The organism is Bradyrhizobium sp. Arg237L (assembly GCF_029990105.1).
GTDB lineage: Bacteria > Pseudomonadota > Alphaproteobacteria > Rhizobiales > Xanthobacteraceae > Bradyrhizobium.
The window spans coordinates 107561-132062 of record NZ_JAQMIL010000010.1 but is presented as its reverse complement, the minus strand read 5'-3'; the positions used below and the strand labels follow the sequence as shown (position 1 = coordinate 132062).

General features: G+C 63.4%; 24 protein-coding genes. 13 read left to right on the top strand and 11 right to left on the bottom strand.

All coding sequences use genetic code 11. The features are described from left to right. Positions 1 to 450: 450 nt before the first annotated feature. Complete coding sequence (locus OZ411_RS08770) at positions 451 to 1086, bottom strand: TetR/AcrR family transcriptional regulator (RefSeq protein ID WP_282527605.1); 636 nt, start codon at positions 1084 to 1086, stop codon at positions 451 to 453. A 257-nt stretch (positions 1087 to 1343) separates the two neighbouring features. Between OZ411_RS08770 and OZ411_RS08765 the strand changes: the two genes are divergently transcribed. From OZ411_RS08765 to OZ411_RS08725, 9 genes are all read left to right on the top strand, one after another. Next, complete coding sequence (locus tag OZ411_RS08765; RefSeq protein WP_282527604.1) at positions 1344 to 2654, top strand: FAD-dependent oxidoreductase; 1311 nt, start codon at positions 1344 to 1346, stop codon at positions 2652 to 2654. 5 nt (positions 2655 to 2659) lie between these two features. Continuing rightward, entirely contained in the window at positions 2660 to 3508 is an 849-nt protein-coding gene (locus OZ411_RS08760; RefSeq protein ID WP_282527603.1) for an ABC transporter ATP-binding protein, read from the top strand. Beyond that, complete coding sequence (locus OZ411_RS08755) at positions 3505 to 4296, top strand: ABC transporter ATP-binding protein (RefSeq protein ID WP_282527602.1); 792 nt, start codon at positions 3505 to 3507, stop codon at positions 4294 to 4296. The genes OZ411_RS08760 and OZ411_RS08755 overlap by 4 nt, the downstream gene beginning before the upstream one ends. Continuing rightward, a complete protein-coding gene (locus OZ411_RS08750; RefSeq protein WP_282527601.1) occupies positions 4296 to 6227 on the top strand; it encodes an AMP-binding protein in 1932 nt (643 codons plus the stop codon). The genes OZ411_RS08755 and OZ411_RS08750 overlap by 1 nt, the downstream gene beginning before the upstream one ends. Beyond that, positions 6228 to 6962, top strand: a complete 735-nt coding sequence (locus tag OZ411_RS08745) for a branched-chain amino acid ABC transporter permease (protein WP_282527600.1) — start codon at positions 6228 to 6230, stop codon at positions 6960 to 6962. Next, entirely contained in the window at positions 6932 to 7099 is a 168-nt protein-coding gene (locus OZ411_RS08740; RefSeq protein ID WP_282527599.1) for a hypothetical protein, read from the top strand. Before OZ411_RS08745 ends, OZ411_RS08740 begins: the two co-directional genes overlap by 31 nt. A gap of 4 nt (positions 7100 to 7103) precedes the next feature. Next, complete coding sequence (locus OZ411_RS08735) at positions 7104 to 8150, top strand: branched-chain amino acid ABC transporter permease (RefSeq protein ID WP_282527598.1); 1047 nt, start codon at positions 7104 to 7106, stop codon at positions 8148 to 8150. A 32-nt stretch (positions 8151 to 8182) separates the two neighbouring features. Then, the gene (locus tag OZ411_RS08730) at positions 8183 to 9343 is read left to right on the top strand and encodes an ABC transporter substrate-binding protein (RefSeq protein ID WP_282527597.1); all 1161 of its coding nucleotides are present in this window, start codon (positions 8183 to 8185) and stop codon (positions 9341 to 9343) included. A gap of 130 nt (positions 9344 to 9473) precedes the next feature. Next, positions 9474 to 10094, top strand: a complete 621-nt coding sequence (locus OZ411_RS08725; protein WP_282527596.1) for an NAD(P)H-dependent oxidoreductase — start codon at positions 9474 to 9476, stop codon at positions 10092 to 10094. A gap of 9 nt (positions 10095 to 10103) precedes the next feature. On the opposite strand, the gene OZ411_RS08720 is transcribed toward OZ411_RS08725, so the two are convergent. The 8 genes from OZ411_RS08720 to OZ411_RS08685 form a co-directional block, all read right to left on the bottom strand. After that, a complete protein-coding gene (locus OZ411_RS08720) occupies positions 10104 to 11297 on the bottom strand; it encodes an acyl-CoA dehydrogenase family protein (RefSeq protein WP_282527595.1) in 1194 nt (397 codons plus the stop codon). Position 11298: 1 nt separating this feature from the next. Next, a complete protein-coding gene (locus OZ411_RS08715) occupies positions 11299 to 12228 on the bottom strand; it encodes an alpha/beta hydrolase (protein WP_282527594.1) in 930 nt (309 codons plus the stop codon). Position 12229: 1 nt separating this feature from the next. Beyond that, a complete protein-coding gene (locus OZ411_RS08710; protein ID WP_282527593.1) occupies positions 12230 to 12988 on the bottom strand; it encodes an SDR family oxidoreductase in 759 nt (252 codons plus the stop codon). 3 nt (positions 12989 to 12991) lie between these two features. After that, a complete protein-coding gene (locus tag OZ411_RS08705) occupies positions 12992 to 13786 on the bottom strand; it encodes an enoyl-CoA hydratase-related protein (RefSeq protein WP_282527592.1) in 795 nt (264 codons plus the stop codon). 18 nt (positions 13787 to 13804) lie between these two features. Next, complete coding sequence (locus OZ411_RS08700; RefSeq protein ID WP_282527591.1) at positions 13805 to 14299, bottom strand: aromatic-ring-hydroxylating dioxygenase subunit beta; 495 nt, start codon at positions 14297 to 14299, stop codon at positions 13805 to 13807. Then, the gene (locus OZ411_RS08695) at positions 14299 to 15558 is read right to left on the bottom strand and encodes an aromatic ring-hydroxylating dioxygenase subunit alpha (protein ID WP_282527590.1); all 1260 of its coding nucleotides are present in this window, start codon (positions 15556 to 15558) and stop codon (positions 14299 to 14301) included. Before OZ411_RS08695 ends, OZ411_RS08700 begins: the two co-directional genes overlap by 1 nt. 116 nt (positions 15559 to 15674) lie before the next feature. After that, entirely contained in the window at positions 15675 to 16175 is a 501-nt protein-coding gene (locus tag OZ411_RS08690; RefSeq protein WP_282527589.1) for a hypothetical protein, read from the bottom strand. Next, positions 16172 to 16843 (bottom strand): phosphotransferase family protein, encoded by a 672-nt coding sequence (locus OZ411_RS08685; RefSeq protein ID WP_282527588.1) that lies wholly within the window; start codon positions 16841 to 16843, stop codon positions 16172 to 16174. Before OZ411_RS08685 ends, OZ411_RS08690 begins: the two co-directional genes overlap by 4 nt. Here OZ411_RS08685 and OZ411_RS08680 point away from each other — a divergent pair. Both OZ411_RS08680 and OZ411_RS08675 read left to right on the top strand, forming a co-directional pair. Then, entirely contained in the window at positions 16834 to 17412 is a 579-nt protein-coding gene (locus OZ411_RS08680) for a hypothetical protein (protein WP_349016988.1), read from the top strand. The genes OZ411_RS08685 and OZ411_RS08680 overlap by 10 nt on opposite strands. Positions 17413 to 17859: 447 nt before the next feature. After that, positions 17860 to 18435, top strand: a complete 576-nt coding sequence (locus tag OZ411_RS08675) for a LysR substrate-binding domain-containing protein (protein WP_349016987.1) — start codon at positions 17860 to 17862, stop codon at positions 18433 to 18435. A 184-nt stretch (positions 18436 to 18619) separates the two neighbouring features. Here the strand turns inward: OZ411_RS08675 and OZ411_RS08670 are convergent, their stop codons facing one another. Together OZ411_RS08670 and OZ411_RS08665 are read right to left on the bottom strand one after the other, a co-directional pair. After that, positions 18620 to 18961 (bottom strand): hypothetical protein, encoded by a 342-nt coding sequence (locus OZ411_RS08670; RefSeq protein ID WP_282527628.1) that lies wholly within the window; start codon positions 18959 to 18961, stop codon positions 18620 to 18622. A 99-nt stretch (positions 18962 to 19060) separates the two neighbouring features. Next, positions 19061 to 19843 carry a TetR/AcrR family transcriptional regulator gene (locus tag OZ411_RS08665; RefSeq protein ID WP_282527586.1) on the bottom strand — a complete coding sequence of 261 codons (783 nt, stop codon included), beginning with the start codon at positions 19841 to 19843 and terminating at the stop codon, positions 19061 to 19063. 346 nt (positions 19844 to 20189) lie between these two features. Between OZ411_RS08665 and OZ411_RS08660 the strand changes: the two genes are divergently transcribed. Next, a complete protein-coding gene (locus OZ411_RS08660) occupies positions 20190 to 21230 on the top strand; it encodes an efflux RND transporter periplasmic adaptor subunit (protein WP_282527627.1) in 1041 nt (346 codons plus the stop codon). A 45-nt stretch (positions 21231 to 21275) separates the two neighbouring features. After that, the gene (locus OZ411_RS08655; RefSeq protein ID WP_282527585.1) at positions 21276 to 24482 is read left to right on the top strand and encodes a multidrug efflux RND transporter permease subunit; all 3207 of its coding nucleotides are present in this window, start codon (positions 21276 to 21278) and stop codon (positions 24480 to 24482) included. Positions 24483 to 24502 lie beyond the last annotated feature (20 nt).

The window sequence follows — 24502 nt, the reverse complement described above, 5'->3', positions numbered from 1 at the left end:
TGGAAACCATCGATACATCTGGACGAAGAACCATCGATCCTGCTTCGTCAGCCGAACGCGACCGTACAGCCGACGCCTCAGGACAATCAACTGATGTCGAAGCAATGCGTTCTCAGCCTCAAGCCGCAACTTCGACTTGAATGGCGAGGCCAGGACGGCCAGCACGAAGCAGAACAGCCCGATCATTCCGCCAGCTTAGGCGATTCCATCACGTCATCAACTCGGATAAGGTTTTCGATACACACACGCACAAATAGAGGCGGTGTATTGGAATGTATGGGCAGCTGTTGCAGCGGCTCTGGGTGCTCTTACACAGGCATTTTTGGCGATGGAAAGTCGAAAGGAGTAGCCATGCCCTGCCGTCTCGGTGCGCTGCGCCCACGTGATCGTCGGAGTTGGGCAACAAAGCCAACCGAAAGGATCACGGCGCCTTGAGTTCGAAAGGCCGGCTCACGCACGCTGGCGCTGGGCCCTCGCCATTTCTCTCGCGGCCACCGGAGACGTGAAACCGTAGAGGAAAAGATCCACCACCAAGTCGGCGAATTCCCTCGGCGCGATCCCGCCCTTGGCGTCGTACCAAGTGTGACTGAAGTTCAAAATGCCGAACAGCATCATGCTGTAGATCTTCTTAGTCCGCTTGACGATCCGGCCCTGCTTGTCCAACCGGACCAGGAGGTCGGAGATCATGTCGACCAATTGGCGTTCAAGTCCCTTGATGGCTTCCTGCTCGGCCTCGCCCAGAAACGACAGGTCGTTCAAGATCACGCGCTGCTCATCGGTCGAGCGCGCGTTGAGCTCGACGATGGCGTGGATCGCCACGCGAAACTGATCCAGCGTCGTCGACTTTTCCGCCATCGCCGCTTCGACGTCTGCGATCATCTGGCGGATATGGGCATCCAGGATCGCGAACAGAATCGCTTCCTTGGAATCGAAATAGTGATATAGCGCGCCGCGGGACAGCTTACAGGCCTCGGCAAGGTCCGCGATCGAGGCACGCATATATCCCTGTTTGGCGAATAAGCTACAGGCCGCAGTCAGAATGCCGCGCTGGATATCGTCGTAGTTCTCAGAACGCGTCCGCGCCATCGATCCCTCTCATTCCGCCGCCGACGGCACGAATCCCACGTCCCGATTACGGTCATTCAATATACCAGCAGCGCGCCCAAGGCTTGCCCCCCCGAAAGAACTCCATCCACCGCACTCCGCATGCCCTGCGAAGCAGCAGGGCATTTTGACCCAATCCAAAAAATAATTTGAACGGACGTTCGGATTATATTATTGTTCGGCCCGGACAGCAAGTCGTACGCGCGGGAAAAAGCGGCGGCGCTTCAGGGGAGGTTTTGGTGACTGATCAACGGGTTGATGCTGTGGTCATCGGTGCCGGCGCCGGCGGGCTTTGCGCCGCGGCGCGTCTTGCCCATGGCGGGCTGCATACGCTTGTTGTCGACGATAAGGACCGCCTCGGCGGTCGCGCCTCCACCGAAGAAATCGACGGATTCAAGGTCAATATCGGCGCCATCGCGATCGAGTTCGGCGGCGTGTTCGAGGAGACTTTTCACACCGTCGGCGTCCCCCTCGACATCCGCGCGCCGGAGCCGGCCGCCTCCTTCTTCATCGACGGCAAGCTGATCGACGTCGGCCGCGGCGGCTGGTCGCTATTGCTCGGACAACTGACCAAGCAGGCCTCGCGGATCCTGGAAAAATTCGCCGATGCCCGCACCGGCAACCTGCCGGACGGGCGGCAATCCACCGAGGACTGGCTGAAGACCTACACCAGCAACGCCATGGTGCACGCGATCTTCCGCAATCTCTGCGCCGCGATCTTTGCCTGCAACGCGGCCGAGCTGCCGGCACGCGCCTTCCTCACCTATTTCACCAGCAAGGGCGCGTTCAAGAAATTCGGGTTCTGCCCGCAGGGCACGATCGGCGTCTGGAACGCGCTTGGCGGTGCTATCAGGCGCAACGGCGACATCTGGCTGGGCACGCCGGCAACGCAGATTCATGTCGACGCCGGCCGCGTCACCGGCGTGACGGTGACCCGCAATGGTGCGCCAGTGCGGATCGAAACCGATCTCGTCATCAGTAATGCCGGCCCGAAGACAACCGTCGCGCTCGCCGGCGACGCCGCCTTCCCGCCTGCCTATGTCGCGAAGGTCCGCAACGATCTGCGCCCTGCCGCCAACATCGTCATCAATGTTGCCAGCCGCGAGCCGCTGATCGATCACCCCGGCATCGTCACCTTCGGCAAGACGCGGCGACTCTGCAACATGGCGAATCTCTCCGCGACCTGCCCCGAGCTCGCGCCTCCCGGCTGGCATCTCTATGTCGCCTACGCCGTGCCGGTACCGGCGCTTGGCGATTTCGATTCGGATACCGAGGTTGCACTGGCGCTGGCCGATCTGCGCGAGCAGTTCGCCAATTTCGATCAGGCGAAAATTCTCTCGATCCGCGTCATGCGCGACGACTGGCCGGCGCAACGAAGCTGCGCCGGCTACGACCTGCCGCGGGAAACCGGCATCGAAGGTCTCTGGTGCGTCGGCGATGCCGTCAAGCAATATGGCAATGGCGGCACCCAGGCCTGCGCCGAAACCGCCAAGCTCGTGACCGATGCGATCCTTGCTGGCCGCCTCCGCGTCCACGCTGGCAGGGTCTGAGAGCGATGGCGATCGCGACCCAGGCAAGCAGTGCCGGTCCGCTGGCGATCGCGGCACAAGCGCCCTTGCTCGAGTTCCGCAACATGCGCATCGTCTACGACAATGCGATTGAGGCGATCCGCGACGTGTCGATCACGGTGCCCGAAGGCGGCATTGTCGCCCTGCTCGGCGCCAACGGCGCCGGCAAATCGACCTTGCTCAAGGCGATGTCCGGCATCCTCTACACCGAGGAAGGCGTGATCGAGAACGGCGATATCCGCTTCCGCGACCAGGATGTGCATCACCTGTCGCCTGACGACCTGGTGCGCCGCGGCATCGTCCAGGTCCCGGAAGGACGACGGGTGTTCGCCGCGCTGACGATCGACGAGAACCTGCAGATGGGCGGCTACACCAGGACCGCGGCGGACGCGCGCGAGCGTCGCGACAAGGTGTTTGCGCTGTTCCCGCGCCTCTATGAGCGCCGCGACCAGATCGCTGGCTACATGTCCGGCGGCGAGCAGCAGATGCTGGCGATCGGCCGCGCCTTGATGACCGACCCGGTGCTGCTCGCGCTCGACGAGCCCTCGCTCGGCCTCGCGCCGCTGATCATCGACCGCATCTATGACGTGATCGTGCGCCTGCGGGATGAACTGAAGATGACTGTGCTGCTGGTCGAGCAGAACGCGCAGCGCGCGCTCGATATTGCCGACTACGGCTACATCCTGGAAACCGGGCGCGTCGTGCTCGACGGCACCGCAAAAAAGCTCACCGCCAACGAGGACGTGCAGGAATTCTACCTCGGCGTCTCCGCCTCCGGCCGCAAGAGCTTGCGCGACGTCAAGCATTACAAGCGGCGCAAGAGGTGGCTGTCGTGACCTTCCTGCTTACGGTCGAAAAGCTCAGCAAGCGGTTCGGCGGCCTGCACGCCGTCGCCGACGTCAGCCTCGACGTGACCGCCGGTGAGATCTGCAGCGTGATCGGCCCGAACGGCGCCGGCAAGACCACACTGTTCAACATGATCTCCGGCGTGCTGCGGCCGAGCGGCGGCCGCATGGTGTTTGACGGCATCGACCTCTCGACCGTCTCGCCATGGCGGTTCGCGGCGATCGGCATCGGCCGCACCTTCCAGAACCTCGCGCTGTTCAAGCATGGCACCGTGGTCGAGAACATCCTGACCGGCCGCCACACCCATCTGCGCTCCAACGTGCTCGATGCCGTGCTGTATTTCGGCCGCACCCGCAGCGAAGAGATCGCGGCGCGGCAGCGCGTCGAGCACATCGTCGAATTCCTCGAGATCGAGCACATCCGCGATGCCGTGGTCGGCACCCTCTCCTACGGCCAGCAGAAGCGCGTCGAGTTGGCCCGCGCGCTCGCCTGCGAGCCAAAACTGCTGCTGCTCGACGAAATGGTCTCCGGCATGAACCAGGAGGAGACCGAGGACATCGCCCGCTTCGTGCTCGATATCCGCGACGAACTCGGCATCACCGTTTTGATGATCGAGCACGAGATGCGGATCGTGATGGATATTTCCGACCGCGTCCATGTGCTGAATTTCGGCCGCAAGATCGCTGACGGCACGCCGGACGAAGTGCGGCGCAACCCCGCCGTGGCGGAAGCTTATCTCGGCAGGCAACGCGCCGAAGCGATGAAGGCAGGCGCCTGATGTCCATGACCGACACATTGCGAACTGTCCATCCAACGGCTTCGGCCGGCGCCGTCCCTGCCCCGCGCGCGAATGCCGGCCCGCTGCAGGCGGCGCTGAAAGATGCCGCCATCACCATCCCGCAATTGCTGCGGCAGCGCGCTGCGATGCACGGCGACAAATTGGCGCTGCGGGAGAAGGACTACGGCATCTGGAACCCGTATTCCTGGAACCACTATTACGAGACCGCGCGCGCGGTGGCGCTCGGCCTGCTCTCGCTTGGTATCAAGCCCGGTGACCGCGTCGCGATGGCCGGCGAGAACACGCCGGAATGGTTCTATGCCGATCTCGGCATTCAGATGATCGGCGCGGTGGCGGTCGGCATCTATCCGACCAATCCATGGGTCGAACTGCAATACATCGTCAAGCACAGCGGCGCACGCGTCGTCATCACCGGCGACCAGGAACAGACCGACAAGGTGTTCGATGCGATGACCGGCAATGGCGGCCTGCCGGCGCTGGAAGCCGTGGTCTGCATCGACTTGAAGGGCCTGCGGCACTATCGCCAGGCAGAGCTGATGTCCTTTGAGGCACTGTGCCGGCGCGGCCGAACTTATGCCGCCGAAAATCCGGAGGCGAATGCGACGCTCGACCGGTTGATCTCGCAGGGCGCGCCTGATGACGTCTGCATCCTCGTCTATACCTCCGGCACGACCGGTCCGCCCAAGGGCGCGATGCTTACCCACCGCAACCTGGTCTACGCCGCCTATACTTATGCCGAAACCGTAGGGATCGCCGACAAGCCATTCGAGGCGGTTAGCTATCTGCCGCTGTGCCACGTCGCCGAGCGCTGCTATGGCGAGGTGACCCATCTCGTGCTGGGCGGCGCCGTCAGCTTTGCGGAATCGATCGACACCGTCGCGATCAACATCCGTGAGATCGCGCCAAGCTTCTTCGTCGGCGTTCCCCGCATTTACGAGAAGCTGCAGCAGGGCTTTCTGTTCAGGCTCGGCGAAAGCGGCAAGCTGCGGCAGCGCCTGACCAAGGCCTGTCTGGCCTGGGGACGAACGCTCTCGGACCGCCGGCAGGAAAGCCGCGAGAGCTGGCTCGACCGCGCGGCCTACACGCTGCTCTACCTCCTGCTGTTCCGCAACATCCAGCGTCATCTCGGCTTCGCCCATAGCCGGCACCGGCTCTGCGCCGGCGCGTCGATCTCACCGGAGACGCTGCGCTTCTTCGACATCATCGGCCGCCCGGTGTCGCAGGGCTATGGCTTGACCGAATCCGGCGGCGTTGCCTTCATCCAGACCCAAAGCCATCACCGGATCGGCGGCTGCGGCACGCCGATGGCGCGGACCGAATGGAAGCTCGATACCGACGGCGAAATCCTGTTGCGCAATCCCGGCGTGTTCAAGGGCTACTTCCTCGACGAGAAAGCCTCGACCGCATCGATCGAGCCCGATGGCTGGCTGCGCACCGGCGACATCGTCGAGATCCTCGACAATGGCGAGATCGCCGTGATCGACCGCAAGAAGGCGATCATCATCACCGCGGGCGGCAAGAACATCGCGCCGTCAGAGATCGAGAATGCGCTGAAGGATTCCGAGTTCATCAAGGAAGCCATCGTGATCGGCGAGGCCAAGAAATATCTCGGCGCCATCATCCAGGTCGACTACGACAATGTCGGCCGCTGGGCCCGCGACCGCGCCTTCCCCTACACCAACTACAAGTCGCTCTCCCAGCTCCCTGAGGTGCATGAGCTGGTCGAGCGCATCGTCAACGAGACCAACAAGCGCTTCGCACGTGTCGAGAACATCCGCCGCTTCGCGATCCTCGAAAAGGAGCTCGACCACGACGACGGCGAGCTGACCGCCACGCAAAAGGTGCGCCGCGCCATGATCGAGAAGAAGTTCGCGCGCGAGCTTGCGATCATTTACGGGACGGAGATTTGAATGCAGTATCTCCTCCAGCTCCTGATCTCGGGCCTTGCGATCGGTGCGATCTATGGCTTGATCGCCATGGGCTTTGCCGTGATCTACAAGTCGACCGGCCTGGTCAATTTCGCGCAGGGCGAAATGACCATGATCACCGCCTATATCGCATGGACGATCTCGACCACGGTCAGCGGCAACGTCGTCGTGGTCTCGCTCGGCGCCATCCTGGGCGCGATCCTGCTCGGCCTCGTCATCGAACGCGTGGTGATGCGGCCGATGCTCGGCGAACCTGTGTTCGCCACCGTGATGGTGACGATCGGGCTTGCGGTGATCCTGCGCTCGGCGATCAATTTCATCTGGGACGCCTATCCCCACGGCCTCGACGTCGGCGTGGGTCGCGACATCGTGCGCGTCGGCAATATCGGCGTCCGTACCGGACAGATCGCCGTGATCGTCACGCTGCTGGCGCTGCTCGCGGCGATCTGGGCCTTCTTCCGCTACAGCAAGATCGGCGTCGCCATGCGCGCGGTCGCGGCCGACGACCGCACCGCGCTGCTGATGGGCATCAGCGCGACCAGGGTCCACGCGCTGGCCTGGGCCGCATCCTCTGTCATCGCCGGCATCGGCGGCGTGTTCTTCGCGCTGTCCTACGACCTGTCGCCCGCGATGTTCCAGCTCGGCCTGACGCGTTTCCGGCCACCATCCTCGGCGGGCTCGACGCCGTGCTCGGCTCCGGCCTCGGCGGCCTCCTGATCGGCATCACCGAGAACCTGGCCGGCGGCTATATCGGCTCCGGCATGAAGGAGGTCGCGGGCTTCGCCATGATCATCGTGGTGCTGATGATCCGTCCCTTTGGCATCTTTGGCCAACGCGACATCGAAAGGGTCTAGCGCGATGCGCACCGGCGATTACAAGCAGACATATGGCGAGCTCGTCGCGCTGATCGATTCACCGCCGGTCTGGCTGTGGTCGGCCGTGCTGCTCCTCGCGTTGATCGTCGCACCCTATGCGCTGAACGCCTACGCACTGTCGTTCCTGACCATCATCCTGATCACCGTCACCGGCGCGCTCGGCCTCAACATCCTGACCGGCTACACCGGCCTGATCTCGCTCGGCCATGTCGGCTTCCTCGTCACCGGCGCCTATGCTTACGCGGTCCTGGTGTCGAGGTATCACATGCACCCGCTGGTCGGCTTCCTCGGCGCCGGCGTGGTGCCGGCATTCGCCAGCCTGATCGTCGGCGCGCCGTCGTTGCGGCTGAAGGGTCTCTACCTCGCCATCACGACCTTGGCCTTTTCCTTCATCATCAACACCGTGATCCTGGAGGCGCGCTGGCTCACCAACGGCGCCCGCGGCATTTCTGTGCAGCGGCCGGAGATTCTTGGCATCAGCTTCGACAGCGACGCCGCATTCACGCATCTTTGCCTCGGCATCGCGATATTGACGCTGTTCGCGACGCTGAACATCCGCCGCAGCCGGGTCGGCCGCGCCTTCGTCGCCATCCGCGACAACGACACCGCCGCGCGTGTGATGGGCATCAACCTGCACGCCTACAAGCTGTTCGCCTTCGTCACGTCGGCGTTCATCACAGGTATCTCCGGCGCGCTCTACGGCATCTACCTGTCCTTCGTCAGCGTCGAGGGCTTTCCGTTCCTGCTCTCGATTGAGGCGCTCGCGATCCTGATCGTCGGTGGCCTCGGCTCGGCGCTTGGCGCGGTGCTCGGCACGATCCTGATCGTGCTGCTGCCGGAGGCGACGCGCCTCGTCTTCAGCCTGTTCAGCGGGCAGCTGGACGCGATGTTCACGACCAGCGCGCAGGAGCTGAAGAGCATGCTCTACGGCCTCGTCATCATCCTGTTCCTGCGCTTCCAGCCGCGCGGCCTGGTCGGCGCGTGGCACGACGTCAGGCGGACCTGGGTGCACTGGCCATTGCGTTACTGAAAATCATAATGCGTACTGAGGGAGGACGGACAATGAGGACATATCTGACGACTGCGTCGCTGTTGCTCGCGGCGACCGTTTTCACCGCTGGCAACGCCCTTGCCGCCGATCCCGGCATCACCGACACCGAGATCCTGATCGGGGACGTCGAACCGCTAACCGGCCCTCCGGCGCTGCTCGGCGTCGCCGCCTCGATCGGCCACAAAATCGCGATCGCGGAGGCCAACAACGCCGGCGGCATCAACGGGCGCAAGATCAAATACGTGCTCGAGGACGACGGCTACGTCACCGCGCGCACCATCCAGGGCGCCAAGAAGGTGATCGAGGTCGACAAGGTCTTTGCCATGCTCGGCATGTCCGGCTCCGGACAGTCGATCGCGGTGATGCCGGTGCTGGAGAAGGCCGGCATCCCGACCGTGATCGACGTCGCGCCGGTGAAATTCCTGTGGGAGCCGGCACGCAAGAACGTGTTCGTGGTCGGCCAGTCCTATGAGGAAGGCATCATCCACCTCGTCAACTATCTCGCCGAGAAGAATCCCGGCAGGAAGTGGGGCCTCATCACCCAGGACGACGATTACGGCATCACTGTCCGTGACGGCTTCGACTCCGTGGTCAAGGCGAAGAAGCTCAACGTCGTCTACAGCGGCAACTACAAGAAGGGCCAGCAGGACTTCTCGTCCGACATGCTGCAGCTGAAGGATTCCGGCGCGGAAGTGTTCCTGGCCGGCGGCATCATCGCGGAGAACATCGCGATGATGAAGGAACTGGAGAAGCTGAACTTGAAGCCGGTCACCGGCATCTTCTGGCCCGGCCGCATCGAGCCGGTGCTGAAGCTGATGGGCCCGGCCGGCGACGGCATCTATGCGGTCGACTATGTCGAGCCCTTTGCCAGCGAAGCCGGCAAGGCGTTCCTCGATAAAGCCAGGCCGCTGGTCTCGGAAGCGGAACTCAAGGGCATCAACCGCTACACCATGACCGGCTACGCCGCGGCCAAGGTCCTGATCGGCGCGATCCAACGCTGCGGCAAGCAACCGACCTGGGCCTGCACCATCTCGGAGCTGGAGAAGACCAAGAACGTCGAGACCGGCGTGATGGCGCCGATCAGCTTCGGCCCCGGCGTGCGCTTCTCCAACCAGAAGCTGCAGATCATGCGGGCGGATGCCGCAACCCTCAGCTTCAAGCCGGCGAACTGAGGTCGCATGAAAGTCCTGATCGTCTATGCCCACCATGAGGCGCAATCCTTCAACGGCGCGCTGCTGGCGCGGTCGGTCGAGGAATTGACCGCGCGCGGGGCACGAGGTCAGGGTCTCCGATCTCTATGCGATGGGCTTCGACCCGGTGGCGACCGCCGACGATTTCGGCGATCGCCGGTTTTCCGACGCGCTGCGCTACGACCGCGAGCAGAAGCACAACTACCAGCGCTCTACGCTTCGCGGCGACATCGCCGCCGAGGTCGAAAAGCTGTTCTGGTGCGATCTCCTGATCCTGCAGTTTCCGCTGTGGTGGTTCTCGGTGCCCGCGATCATGAAAGGCTGGATCGACCGCGTCTTCGTCAACGGCGGCGTCTATGGCGCCGGGAGGCGCTACGACACCGGCGGTCTCGCCGGCCGCCGCGCCATGGTCGTGACCTCGACCGCAGCCTACCCCGACATGTGCGCGCCGGACGGTCTGGTCGGCGCGCTCGACGTGATCCTGTGGCCGGTCCAGAACGGCGCACTCGACTATGCCGGCTGCAAGGTGCTGCCGCCCTTTGTCTCCTGGTCGGTCAATTTCGTCGACGACGACACGCGGCGCCGCTATCTCGATGACTATGCCGCCCGGCTGCGTGAGCTTGAGACGACCGAACCGCTGTATTTTCATCCGCTCGGGGATTTCGGCCCGAACTGGCGGCTCAAGCCCGGCGTGCCGGCAAGGACCGTCGGCCAGGGCAAGCCCGCCGGCTAGCGGCGTTCCTCACATCTGCTTGGCGACCTCTTCCAGCATTACCTCGGTGGCGCCGCCGCCGATGGTGAGCACCCGGGCGTCACGCACCATGCGCTCGATCGGCGTGCCGCGCATGAAGCCGCTCCCGCCGTGGAGCTGCAGGCAGCCATGCACGACCTCGTGCAGCACCTCCGGCGACAACGCCTTCACCATCGAGACCTCGCGCAGGCAGGGCAGCCCGGCTTCGGCGAGCTCGGCGGCGTGATAGGCAAGCTGCCGCGCCGCAGCCGCCTTGGCCGCGAGTTGGGCCAGCTTCAACCGCACCGACTGCTGGTTCCAGAGCGGACCGCCAAAGGCCTGCCGCGTCTTCACATAGTTGGTCGCCAGTTCGATCGCCTTGGCGGATTCGCCGGCGCAGATGCCGCCGATGCAGATGCGCTCGTTCTGGAACGTCTCCATGATGCCATAGAAGCCCTTGTTCTCCTCGCCGAGCAGGTTTTCGGCCGGCACCCGCACATCCTGGAATGCGATCTCAGCGGTGTCGGAGCAGAGCCAGCCGTGCTTGTCGAGCTTTGTCGCCAAGATCCCCGGCGCGTTGCGCTCGACGATGAAGAGCGAGATGCCGCGGCTGCCCTTGGCGTTCGGATCGGTGCGCGCCGCGACGATCAGGATGTCGCCATAGACCGCATTGGTGATGAACATCTTTGCGCCGTTGATCACCCAGCAATCGCCGTCACGCATCGCCCGCGTCTTCAGTCCGGCGACGTCGGAGCCTGCATCGGGCTCGGTGACAGCGATCGAACAGATCGTCTCGCCGCGGACGATCGCCGGCAGATATTTCCGCTTATGTTCCGGCGTGCCGCGCAGCGTGATATGGACCGCCGACATGTCGGTATGGACTAGCGTCGACGAGGTAAAGCCGCCGAAGCTGGACCGCCCCAGCTCCTCGGCAAACACCATCGAGGCCAGCGGGCCCATATCCGTGCCGCCATATTCGGCGGCGTGGCGCATGCCGAGGAAGCCGAGTTCGCCCATGCGGCGAAAAATCTCGCGCGGGATCTTGCCTTCGCGTTCCCACGCCTCGCCGTGCGGCACGACCTCCTTCTCGACGAAACGCCGCACTTGTTCGCGCAGCATCCGCAGCTCCTCCGGCAGATTCGGCTGCTCGGAGAAGAGAAATTCGGCTTCAGCCAGTTGGCCCGGATTGGCGGTCATGAGGTTCATTTCAGTCCCTCCCGGCGGGGATGTGAAGATGCTCGCGCAAAAATTTTGCGATTGAGGCGATGGCTTCGCGCGATTGCGGAATCTCGGCAAACATCTGGAATACGTGGATCATGCCGTCCCAGACCTGCAGATCGACGTCGACACCGGCGGCTTTCGCCTTTGCTGCGAGTTCGGTGGAATCGTCTCGGACGGTCTCGCGGTCACCGACCTGAACCAGCAGCGGCGGCAGGCCGGACAGCTTCGCGTATACCGGCGATGCCATTGGATTGTTCGGATCACCCTCTGCACCGAGATAGGTCCTTGCCAGAGCGAGGATCATCGCGCGCTGATGGATCGGATCGGCCTCGGCCCGCGTCCGATAGCTCGCGCCGGTCGCAGCGAGATCGGTCCAGGGCGACATCAGCACTCCCGCCACAGGCAGCGGCTCGCCGCGGTCGCGCGATGCCAGCATGGTGCCGAGCGCGAGATTTCCGCCGGCGGAATCGCCTGCGACGGCGATATCGCAGGGATCGAAACCATGGTCGCACAGGTAACGATACGCCGTGAGCGCATCGTCCAGTGCGGCCGGAAAACGATGCTCCGGCGCCAGCCGGTAGCTGATCGCGAGCGTCCGGCAACCGCTCGCCTGCGAGATCCGCGCGATCAGGTCGCGGTGCGAGGCGACCGATCCGATGCGAAAGCCGCCACCGTGGAAATACAGGATCGCCTTGTCCGGCGGCGCATCCGCCGGCACGATCCATTCGGCGTCGACGCCGCCGACCGAGACGTGGTGGCATGCGACCGGCACCGAGCAGCCGGTAAAGGCCGCATCCCAATCGCTGCGCATCTGGACAACCGACGTCTCGCGCGTCCATCCCCGATAGACCGTGCGCATCCGCTCGATCGCGCGATCGACCGGAGCTGCCGAAATATCGTGAGGCACGTCTGCCATCTCAGCCACCCAGCCCCATGCCACCGGAGACGCCGAGCGTTTCGCCGGTGATATAGGCCGCCTGGTCGGAGGCAAGGAACAAGGCAGCCGCCGCGATCTCCCCGGGCTCGCCCAGCCGGCGTAGCAGCGTCGCATCGGTCATCGCCTGCAGCAACTTCTCGCCGCCTTTGGCGACGGCCTGTTCCAGCATCGGCGTGCGGATCGGCCCGGGCGCGATGGCGTTGGCGGTGATGCGATAACGGGCATTCTCACGCGCCATGCTCCTGGTGAAGGCGATCACGCCGCCCTTGGCGGCCGAATACACCGCCCCACCTTTCGATCCCAGCCGCGCGGCTTCTGACGTGATGTTGATGATGCGGCCAAAGCCCGTGGCCTGCATCGCTGGCAGCACTGCATGGGTACAGGCGAGCACGCCGACGAGATTGACGCTGAGCAGCCTTGCCCAATCTTGCTCAGTCGTGTCGGTGAAGAAGGCGTGCTGGTCGATCCCGGCGTTGTTGACGAGGATATCGAACGGCCCGTGTTGCGCGACGATCTCGCGCGCCATCGCGGGATTGCTGACATCTAGGCGGGCGGCCTCCGCGCCGATCTCGCCGGCAAGAGACGATGCCGCGGCAAGGTCGAGATCGCCGATCACAACTTTTGCGCCGGCTTGGGCAAATCCGTGGGCGATTGCCGCGCCGATGCCATGTGCGCCGCCGGTAAGGAGCGCACGGCGCCCATCCAGCCGCCCAAATCGCAATGTCCCGGCGGCGGGCACGCGTCAGTGCCCGGTGAAATTCGGTTTGCGCCGCTCGATCACGGCGGCGAGGCCTTCGCGGGCATCAGCCATGCCCGACAGTTCGGACACGGTCCGCGCCTCCTCTGACAGGCACTGTTCGATGCTGGTGCCGGTTCCTGCCCAGACCAGGCGCTTGGTCGCGGCGAGTGCCTTCGGCGCGCCGGCCGCCAACTCCTTTGCGAACGCGAGCGAGGCGCTGCCGAGCTCGTTGTCGGGCACGACCTTGGTGACGATTCCCATCTGTAGCGCCTCGGGCGCCGAGATCACCGGATTGGTCAGGAGGATCGACATCGCGCGGCGCAAGCCGACCAGCCGCGACAGCGTCACGGAGACACCGGCGTCCGGCGCCATCGCCACCCGCGTGGCACCGGCAAGGAATTTTGCCGACTCCGCGGCAATCACGATGTCGGACGCGCAGACCAGGCCAAAGCCGCCGCCGCCTGCGGCAAACCCCTGGACCGACGCGATCACCGGGGCTTCCAGCCGTAGCAACCCCGTCACCGCATTCTGCAAATAGGCCGTGGCCTGGCGGATGTAGTCCGGCAGCTTCTCGCCCTTGGACGCGAAGGCGCGCACATCGCCGCCGGCGCAGAAATTGGTACCCTCGCCACTCAGCAGCACCACCCGCAGATCCGGATGGCCGTGGCAGACCATGATGGCGTCGCAGAGCGCGCTCAATAATTCCGCGCTCATTCCGTTCGCGGCATCGGGACGGTTGAGCCGCAGCCGCGCAATGCCGTCGCTGATGTCGAGCAGAACCGGTCCCTTGTCGATCATGGCATGGCCTTTCCGGCGTCAGACGAGGAACGACAGCGTGAACAACGCCTTGTCGCTATTGACGAGCATGACCTTCTTGTAGACCATCCGCAATTCGCCATCGACATAGCGCAGCCGATACTCGTTGCGCGCGGCCCACAGCGTGTCGTCGCGCAGGCTTGACTCGAAAATGAGGCTGTTGCTGGCGACCGCGATGTCGCCGGTCGCCTGCTCGTCCATCAGTTCGATGTTGGAGACGAGCCGGCGCAGGCGAGACTGCGGCGTCTGGGTAAAGTGCTTGCCGGTCATGAGCTGCCGCACGCGCAGCGCGATGCGGGAGCGGTTGTCATAGATGATCGACATTTCCTTTTCGGGATCGATATCGACGCCGTTGGCCGGCACCCAGTAGACGCCGTCCTCGGTCCAGAGCTTTTCCCAGTCTTCGTACTGGTGCTCGTCCTGCAGCCGTGCTTCCCGGTAGATGAACGCCGTCACCGCATTCATCAGCGTGGCGCTGCTCTCGCGCGACAACATCAGCCACGCTCCATCAGCTTGCGATAATGGCTCCAGATGCCGCGCGACGGCACCTCGTCGGTGACATGGCCGACCCGGAAGCCGAGTTCGTCCTGGCGCTCGCGCTTCTCGCCGCGCCCGAGAAAGATCCATTCCGGATTGCGGGCCAGCACGCCGCGATGGCAGCGCTCATACATCTCGGAATCGTCGGCGAGCAGGAAACCGGCGGGGCCGACCGAGCCCATGGTCTGCTGGCGCAGCCGACGGTTCAGGTCGGGTGCACCCTTGAATTGCAGCGCGGTGACGTGCTGCACGCTGTCGTCGACCGCCAGCGGCTGGATCACGAACATCTGGATTTCTGCAATGAACAGGTTCGGGAAGATCATCACATGCGGCGTGCCGTCGATCATGATCTCGCGCGCCGCCTTCTCGCCATAGGCGGCGTTCATCTGCGCGGTGTAATCCGGCAGACGCTCGGACGAGGTGCCGAACCAGCTCATCGGCTGATCGCGCTTGCGGAACTCGGGACGCAAATCGATCTCGGTGTGACCGTTGCCGTAGTCGCGCGTCATCGCGGTCGAGGCGCCGCCATAGAGCTTGCCGATCGCGCTATCGGCGACGCCGAAGATCGAGGTATGCACGAAGGCCGGGTGATAGCCGTCGCACTCGTTCTCCAGGATGAATTTCCAGTTCGCTTTGACGCGGTGCTTGAGGAAACCGGCCGTGACCTCGACCTCGCCTTCCGGTGAGGAGCGCGCCAGGCGATTGATGGTTTCGGCGGCGCCGCCGAGATGCTCCTCCAGCGTCGGCCCCTCGCCCGCGAACGAGCCGAACACGAAGCCGCGATAGGACTGCACGCGGGTGACACGCCCCAACGCGAGCTTCGATTTGTCCTGCCCCTCATAGCCATCCGGAAAGGCATAGCCGACCAGGCGGCCGTCGTTGGCAAAGGTCCATGAGTGGAACGGGCAGGTGAAGGAGCGCGCATTGCCCTTGTCGTAGGAGCAGACCTGATTGCCGCGATGCGAGCAGCGGTTGAGCAGCAGATTGACCTTGCCCTGCTCGTCGCGTGTCATGATCACCGATTGCGGGCCGATCGACTTGACCACATAGTCGTTAGCCTTTGGCACCTCGCTCTCGTGCCCGACATAGACCCAGGTGCGGTACCATATGTTCTCGAGTTCGGCCTCGAAGATCGCGGGATTGGTGTAGAGCGTCCCGTGCACCCGATCCGGCCGGATCAACTGCTCCCATGGCGAGATGCCGGTCATTACGTTCATCGCTCCGCCTCCCACAGCTCGGTTCCGCATCGGTCATTTAATAATCCGACTGACCGTTTAACTAATATCACTCCAACTTGCCGGCGGCAAGCGCCTTCCCCGGCATTCACTAAGCTTCAGTTGGCCCCGGACGCGACCCGTTCGCCCGCAATTTGCTGCAGCATCGATTTCGGCGTCGTCGCGAGTTCGACCTTGAGCTGATCGCAGATCAGACGCCGCAGCATCATCTCGATCTCGCTTGCCGCGCTCCGGTCGGCCGTCCTCGCATCCTCGCCGGTCGCCCACAGCAAGAGCTCGCCCAGCTTCCGGTCGCCCTCGTCACGCAGGCTTTCGACGGTCGCGGCGTCGACGATGCCGCCGGTGAGACGTGTCACCGGCAACGGCGGATGGCTCATTCCATCCGCCAATCGCCTCACCGCCGCGAAGGCGTCATCCTGAAGGCGAATTTGCTCCAACAGCGGCCCCGTCTTCCAGTCCGCCGCGAGCTTCAACCCATTGAGCGCAAAGATCACCGAGAAGATCTGCCCCCGGGCAAAATCATCGTGGCTTCCCGGCAGAACGTGTGCCTGCAGCGCTTCGACCATGCCGTCGATCAGCCTTTCAAAGGACGCGCTCATGCCACAGCCTCCAATGCTCGCTCGAACGCCCGCACGATCGACGGCATCTGGCTTGCCATCACGGCCATACGCATGTCGTTGAAGCGGTCGACCTCGAAGGCGCGAACCGCGCACATCTGGATCGCCGCAGCCTGATACAGAGCAAAGGCCTCATAGAACGCGAGACTCCTTGCCGAGATCGAGATTCCCGAGGCGCGCTGATAGAGCTCGATCACCTCCTCCCGCTCGACCACGCCATAGAGCTTGCGGCTCCTGGCGTTGAAGGTTGGCATCAGGGCCCATGCGAGGTCCTCGTGGGGATCGCCGAGATGCGTCAGCTCCCAATCGAGGATGGCTGTGATCTTTCGCTCGCGCTCGAGAAAATTTCCGATCCTGTAGTCACCATGCACGATGGTTCGGCGCGGCGGCTGCGGGCAGTTTTCAGCAAGCCAGCGCCCGCCCCAGTCAAGCAAGGGGTAATAGCGCGCGGTCGGGCGCGCGAGCGATCGGCGCCAGACCGAGATCGCGCGCACTTCCTCGCGCTCGCGGCCGTCGCCGTGCAGCGAGGCCAACGATTGCTCGCGCCAGTCGAGCTTGTGCAGTTCGGCCAATATCGCGAGAGGGCGAGCGGTTCTCGTCCCGTCACGTGCTGGGCATGCAAGGTGACGGCCGAACGATCGTGGCCGCACAAGCAAGCTTCTGCGCGCCGCAGCCCGGGCCGCGACATGGTGCGTCTTCGCCGGCGCTGTCGGAAAATCCCGATGACTTGCCCGCGCTCGCCACGATCCCGACCGCCCTCATGCAGCAATTGCGGCCGCTCGGTCCCTACTCTCCGCATATCAAGCCCAGTATGGATTTTCGTATTCCTGATATCGAGCGCCAGCTCTCGGCCGCGACTGCGCAGCCGCGCTTGCGCTTCTGGCTCAGGAGCAAGCGACCGCTTGTCCGCGGTCCGACGACGCAAGCCGCGGTCTTTGCGTATCTGTCGGACTGGTGGCTGAACTTCAGCAGCGTAGGCGGCCATCTTCGCGATCTACAATCACGCGAGCCGCTCTATGTGTCGAGCCTCAACCACTGTATCTGGTTTCATCGCGCGTTTTCCCCCGACGCCTGGATGCATATCGAGACCGAAAGTCCCTGCGCGGAAGGCGGTCGCGGGCTGTCGATCGCACGTGTTCATGACCGCGATGGGCTGATGCTGGCAACTCTCGTCCAGGAGACGCTGATGGTGCATTCAGGCGCAAATGGATGTTCATAGGCATCGTAGCCAAGCCTTCACTAAGGCGCGGCAAGCGCCCCCCATCTACGATGCCTGGGGTTCATGGTCCTCATGCAGTTTCCCCCATCGAGGACTCGACTGCTAAAATTGGTCATCAATAGATTTTTCTTGATCTTCCGGTGCACAAGTTGTGCACACGCCACTTTCTATCTCATTGAAAAAATTCCACTGAACGCGCGCACCGTTCAACTACAATAAAGTTCGTATCGCGCGACGCTCGACTGCGCGACCTGAAACCCGAGCTTGAGCAGTTCGCCGTGGATGCGAGGCGCGCCCCAAAGCGGATTTTCGACGCTCATCCGCCGGATCAAGACGCGCAGCTCCGTTCCGATCTGCGGTCGCCCTCCCCGTGGGCGCGACTTCCAACGCCAGTAGCAGCAGAATCCGGCTCTGTGCCAACGCACGAGCGTCTCGGGCCGGCCGATTGTGAGAACCTGTAGGATTGCTGGAAACCACCGATACAGCTGGGCACAGAACCAGCGATCAAGGTTCGTGAGCCGAACGCGACCGCGCGATCTGCGCCGCAAAACAATTAACTGTTGTCGGAGCACCGCGTTCTCGGCTTCAAGCCGCAACTTCGACTTGAATGGCGAGGCCAGGACGGCCGAGCGAAGCGGAACAGCCCGATCATCATGCCAGCTTAGCGATTCCAACGCGGCATCACACTCGGATCAGGTTTTCGGTGCACACAGGACCTCGGAATCGGCTTCGGCGATCTGCCGGATTGTGGACCGCTATTTCCGGAATGAAGGCTTGCGCCCGCGAATTGACGCGGAGGCGAACTCGAACCTGACGCTGTTTGAACTCATCCGCCAGACCGACCTCGCGACCATCCTTCCGGAGAACGTCGGCGGCTCAGGTCTGTCCGCCGTGAAAATGAAACCTGCGTTCGAGCCCAGGCGCGCCGCGCGGCTTCGCCGTCGCAACGCTTACCGTTCGGCAGCCGCCAGGGCTTTCATCGTCATGACACAACAGATCGTAGCGACGTTTGCCAGCGGGTAGCTCTTCGCTGGAGTCGCCGTCATTGAGGATGGCGGACTGCGCACACCGTCAGCTCATCTGGTCATGGCAGCGATTGGCCCGTCGCCGGCCTAGCCACGGGAGCGGCCAATGTCCGCTTCCAGATGTAAACCAGCTTGAGTTCGGCCGTAACGTCGGCATCTGACCCACCCGGGGGGCGCGCAACTCAGCTTCGTGTGCTCTCACCAACCAGTTTGAGGTCGATCCTGCCGATCAGATCAGAACGGAGCAACTCTGCGGCGCTTATGTCGGCTACCGTCTGTTGCAACGTACTGACATTCGATCCGAGCGATACGATTCCGCCCAGCACCAGGGCGACTGATCCAATAAGAGCGACTTGATCAGGTCCGAAGAGGCCGAACATCATAACGATCAGCAATGCGATGCCGCCCGCGATTGCCGCCTTCGAAGCCAAAATGATCTTTCTGCACCGCTCGGCGACTTCGGCAAGCTGCTCGAGCCGAGCTTCGATCATTGAAATCTCATCGAGAGGCTCGTCTTCAGTCATCGAACTCAAGATCTAAATCCGGAAATCGCGGATCTGCCAGCTTTTCGACTCTCTCGGGCACACAGAGGCTTGTCTCGAATCCGGAACATCGCGCGATAGTCAGACATCACGCGACCGACCAGCGGCAACCGCGGCTGAGCCTTGATCGTCGCTCTTTGCCGTCGGCCAGGCACGCATGGCCAGCCGGCCTATTTCAGACAATTTCTCACGCGCGGCCCCATCGCGCGCTTGCACCGCAAGCCCGCGCGCCACCGCACTGTAATAGGCGGCCAGCATTTCGCAATCGACATCTTGGGCTACGTCGCCCTCCATCACGCCTTTCCGGATGCGTGCGGCCATCGCGCCTTCCGAAAAAGCGCGATGCTCGGCCATCATGTCACGAATATTCTTCATTCCCGGTGAGCAATGTGTGCCAGCAAGCGAGATCATGCAGCCGAGCGGGTGATCGCCGCGGGTGAACTCTTCTGCGGTCGCCTCGAACAGGTGCGCGAAGGCTGTCCTGGTATCGATCGAGGGATCATTGAGGATGGCGAAGAACCATTGGCCCGACCATTCGAGAAAGGAATGCGTGGCTTCGCAATAGAGTTCTTCCTTGCTGCCGAACGAGTTGTAGAAGCTCGACGCGCTGATCCCCATCGCGGCGATCAGGTCGTTGAACGACGTGCCTTCATAGCCGCGTTCCCAGAACAGCTTCATCGCCTCTTGCAGCGCGGCGGCACGATCGAAGACGGCCGGCCGGCCACGGCCACGCCTCTCGTCTTGAGCGCTCTTTGCTTGAATTTTCTTCTGCTGATTTATTTTTGGTGTCATCGCTCCAAAAATCCTTGAACGGCGCCTCCCTGAGTTTATATCCGCCAAACTATATTGGAGTTCCCTCTCCAAATATCAACCCCGAACACAACTTATCCGCTTCCGAAACAACTGCCGCGAAACCTCCCCCGAAATCTGGACTGGCCGGTGTGGTTCGGTAGGCCAGCAAGGCTTCGGCCCGATTCAAGGCGGCATGGCAAATACCGATGGTAGCCTCATGGATCAGATCAGTGATCATTCGAACATTGAACGAGAACCGCTGAAGCAGCCGGCGCCGCGACGGCGGACATGGAGAACGGCCGCAATCGCTGCGATAGCGGTGCTTGCCGCACTCTTTGTCTACCTCGGCTTCGCGCCTCGCAAAGGTGACCAGGCGGCGGCGTTGCCATCTCCTCTGCCGGTGACGGTGAGCCAGCCCTTGCAGCGCGAGGTCGATACCAGGGTCGGTTTCCTCGGACAGTTCTCGGCCATCGACCGGGTTGAATTGCGGGCCCAGGTAGGCGGTATCTTGACCGAGCTTCATTTCAAGGACGGCCAGATCGTCCACAAGGGCGACCTCCTCTTCGTGATCGACCCGCGGCCCTACGAGATCAGGCTGGCCCAGGCGCAAGCTGCGCTTGTGACCGCAACGGCGCGCGTGGCACTCGCCAGCAACCAGCTTACGCGGGCGCAATCGCTCAAGCGCAACGAGTTCGCAACGCAGGAGACGGTCGACCAGCGCACCAACGACCAGGATGCGTCCCGGGCCGCAGTCGAAGACGCCAAGGCGCGGGTGCGGGACGCGGAACTCGACCTTGAATACTGCCGCGTACGGGCACCGTTCACGGGACGCATCGGCGCGCGCCAGGTTTCGATTGGAAGCCTGGTCGCGGGCAGCCGTGCTGCAACCAGTCCGACCACGCTGCTCACGACGCTGGTCTCGCTCGATCCTCTCTATCTCGATTTCGACATGAGCGAATCCGATTTCCTGACATTCTCGCGAGAGCGCGCCCGCGTTGGCGGTCCGCTCGCCAACAAGGTCGCGATCAGCCTCAGCGACGAGAACAGGTTCGCCCGCGAAGGCACGCTGGACTTCATCGACAATGCACTCGACCGCTCCAGCGGCACCATTCATGCGCGCGCCACCGTGCCTAACCCGGATCTGTTCCTGGCGCCCGGCCAGTTCGCGCGGCTGCGGGTTGCGATCGCCCCGCCGACGCAGGTTTATCTCTTGCCGGACGCCGCCGTCATGCTCGACCAGTCGCAGCGGCTGGTCATGACCGTCGGCGCTGATGCGACCGTGAAACCAAAGATCGTGACCACCGGTGATCTTCGCGGCGGATTGCGCGTGATCCAGTCGGGCCTCGAGGCGAGCGACCGCGTCGTCATCGACGGCCTGGTGCGCGCCATTCCCGGCACCAAGGTCGCGCCGCAAGACGGCGCCATCCATTACGACGCTGCCGCTGACGGCCAAGGTTGACGGCCAAGGCTAGAGACCAGGACCGAGAAGACAGGAGCGTTCTCCGTGACCCATAGCTTCATCGACCGGCCGATTTTTGCGACTGTCCTCTCCGTCTTCCTGACGCTGATCGGCCTCGGCGCGCTCGCCATCCTGCCGATCTCGCAATATCCGGAGATCGTGCCGCCGACGGTCCAGATCACCACCACCTATCCCGGCGCATCTGCCGAGACGGTATCGCGCACGGTGGCGACACCGCTCGAGCAGGAGATCAACGGCGTCGAGAACATGATCTACATGAGCAGCCAGTCCACCGGCGACGGCAAGCTCACGGTCACCGTGACGTTTCGGATCGGGACCGACCTCAACGTCGCGCAGATGCTCACGCAGAACCGGGTGCAGGATGCGCTTCCCCGGCTGCCGGAAGACGTCCAGCGGCTCGGCGTGCAGGTGCGCAAGTCGACACCGAACATCCTGCTCGCGGTACATCTTTATTCGCCCGACTCGTCGCGCGACCTGCTCTACACCTCGAATTACGCGACGTTGCACGTAAAGGACGTGCTGGCGCGGCTACCGGGCGTCGGCGATGTGCAGATGCAGGGCGGGCGCGAATACGCCATGCGCATCTGGCTCGATCCCGACAAGGTTGCGGCGCATAACATGAACGCAAGCGAGGTGCTTGCCGCGCTGCGCGCCCAGAACGTCCAGGTTTCGGCGGGCGTGCTGAACCAGCCGCCGGTCGCCTCCAAGCAGGCCTATCAGATCAACGTGCAGACGCTTGGGCGCCTGTCGACACCAGAACAATTCGCCGCCATCGTCCTGAAGTCGGACACCGAGGGCCGCGTGACGCGGCTGCGCGATGTGGGCCGCGTCGAGATCGGCGCTTCCGACTACGGATCGTCCGCCTACATGGATCGCGAGCCGGGCCTGCCGCTCCTGATCTTCGCCCAGCCGGGCGCCAATTCCCTCGCCGTCGAGCACGAAGTGCTCGACGCAATGGAGAAGCTGGGCAAGGATTTTCCGCCCGGCCTGCAGTACAAGATCATTTACGACCCCACCATCTTCGTCGGCAAATCGGTCGACGAGGTGATCAAGACCATCTTCATCGCGATCCTCCTTGTGGTCGGCGTCGTGTTCCTGTTCCTGCAAAGCTGGCGCGCGGCGATCATTCCGGTGATTGCAATCCCGGTGTCGCTGGTCGGCACTTTCGTCTTCCTCTACGTGCTCGGAATATCGTTGAACAACCTGTCGCTGTTCGGCCTCGTGCTCGCGGTCGGCATTGTCGTCGATGACGCCATCGTCGTGGTGGAGAATGTCGAGCGCAATCTCGAACGCGGCATGACCCCGGCACAGGCTGCCCATGTCACCATGGACGAGGTCGGCGGTGCGCTGATCGCGATTGCGCTGACGCTATGCGCTGTGTTCGTGCCCTCGGCCTTCCTGTCGGGCATTACCGGGCAATTCTTTCGCCAGTTCGCGGTCACGATCGCCGTGTCGACCCTGATCTCGTGCTTCGTCTCGCTGACCCTGAGCCCGGCCCTGTGCGCGGTGCTGTTCAAGGCCCACGAGCACGGCCAGAAGCCGCGCGGCCCGTTGATCTTTCGCCTGGTGCAGGCTGGATTTGCGCGTTTCAATCTGGGCTTCGAGTGGCTGTCGACAGGCTATGGACGGCTGACGCGGCGGCTGGTGCAGATCACCGGCGTCGTGCTCGTGGTCTATGCCGCGCTGATCGGCGTCGCCGGCTTCCAGTTCGCCCGCGCGCCCACCGGCTTCATCCCTGAGCAGGACCAGGGCTATCTCATCACTGTCGTGCAATTGCCGCCCGGCGCTTCGCTCGATCGCACGGAGGCGGTCGTCAAGAAGGCGATCGACATCATCATGTCCACACCCGGTGTCGAGCACGTCGCGCCGTTTGCAGGACTGGATGCGACCACCTTCACCATCGCCTCCAATGCCGGTACGATCTTTTCCGGCTTGCCATCGCTCTATAACCATGACGTGCCCGGCCTGACCGCACCGAGCGTGCTCGCCGACCTGCGCAAGCGCCTCTCGGTGATCCAGGAAGCCTATGTGCTGACGATTCCGCCCCCGCCGGTGCAGGGCATCGGCAATGCCGGCGGTTTCAAGATGATGCTGCAGGATCGCGCGGGCCTCGGCTCGGAGGCACTGTCGAAAGCAGCGCAGGCGCTGGTCGCAGCCGCCAACAAGGATCCGAGTTTCGCCGGCGTCTTCACGCTGTTCGGGACACGCTCGCCGGCGGTCAACGCCGATATCGATCGAGAGAAGGCCGAGAAGGTCGGGCTGACGCCTACCGACGTCTTCAACACCCTGCAAGTCTATCTCGGCTCGCAATATGTCAACGACTTCAACTATCTCGGCCGCACCTACCAGGTCATCGCGCAGGCCGATGGCTCGTTCCGCCAGGATCCGCACGACATCGCGCGGCTGAAGGCGCGCAACACCTCCGGCGAGATGGTGCCGGTGGGCACGGTGGCGCGGCTGAAGTCTGAGAACGCGCCCTATCGCGTGCCGCGTTACGATCTCTTCCCGGCTGCTGAAGTGATGGGCGTAGCGGCGCCTGGGGTCGCAACCGGCACTGCGCTGCACCGCATGGAGGAGCTGGCGCACGAGGTGCTGCCGCCAGGCATCGGCTTCGAATGGACCGAGCTTGCGTTTCAGCAGCAACAGCCGGGGACCTCGTCCTTGCTGGTGTTCGGCGCAGCAGCCTTGTTCGTGTTCCTGGTGCTTGCCGCGCAATATGAAAGCTGGAATCTGCCGCTCGCGGTGGTGATGATCGTTCCGATGTGCCTGCTTGCCTCCGTGACGGGTCTTTTGATGCGCGGCATGGCGATCGACGTTCTCGCGCAGATCGGATTCGTCGTGCTGGTTGGACTCGCCGCCAAGAACGCGATCCTGATCGTGGAATTCGCACGCCAGACCGAGGAAGCCGGCGCCACGCCCGGTGAGGCCGCCGTCACCGCCGCGCGCACGCGGCTGCGACCGATCCTGATGACGTCGCTGGCGTTCATCTTCGGTGTCGCACCTCTCGTGGTCGCCACCGGGGCAGGCTCGGAAATGCGTCAATCGCTCGGCACTGCGGTGTTCGCAGGAATGCTGGGAGTGACCGCCTTCGGACTCCTGTTTACGCCAGCGTTTTATACGGTCGTCCGCAAGATCGGGCGCAAGAAGCCGCGCGCCACGATAGAAGCGACTCAGCAAGTCCTTGCTGATCGTAACGACCCGGCAAGCGCCGCGTGGGCACCTCGGAATTAGCTGCTGCGATGGATCTGGCA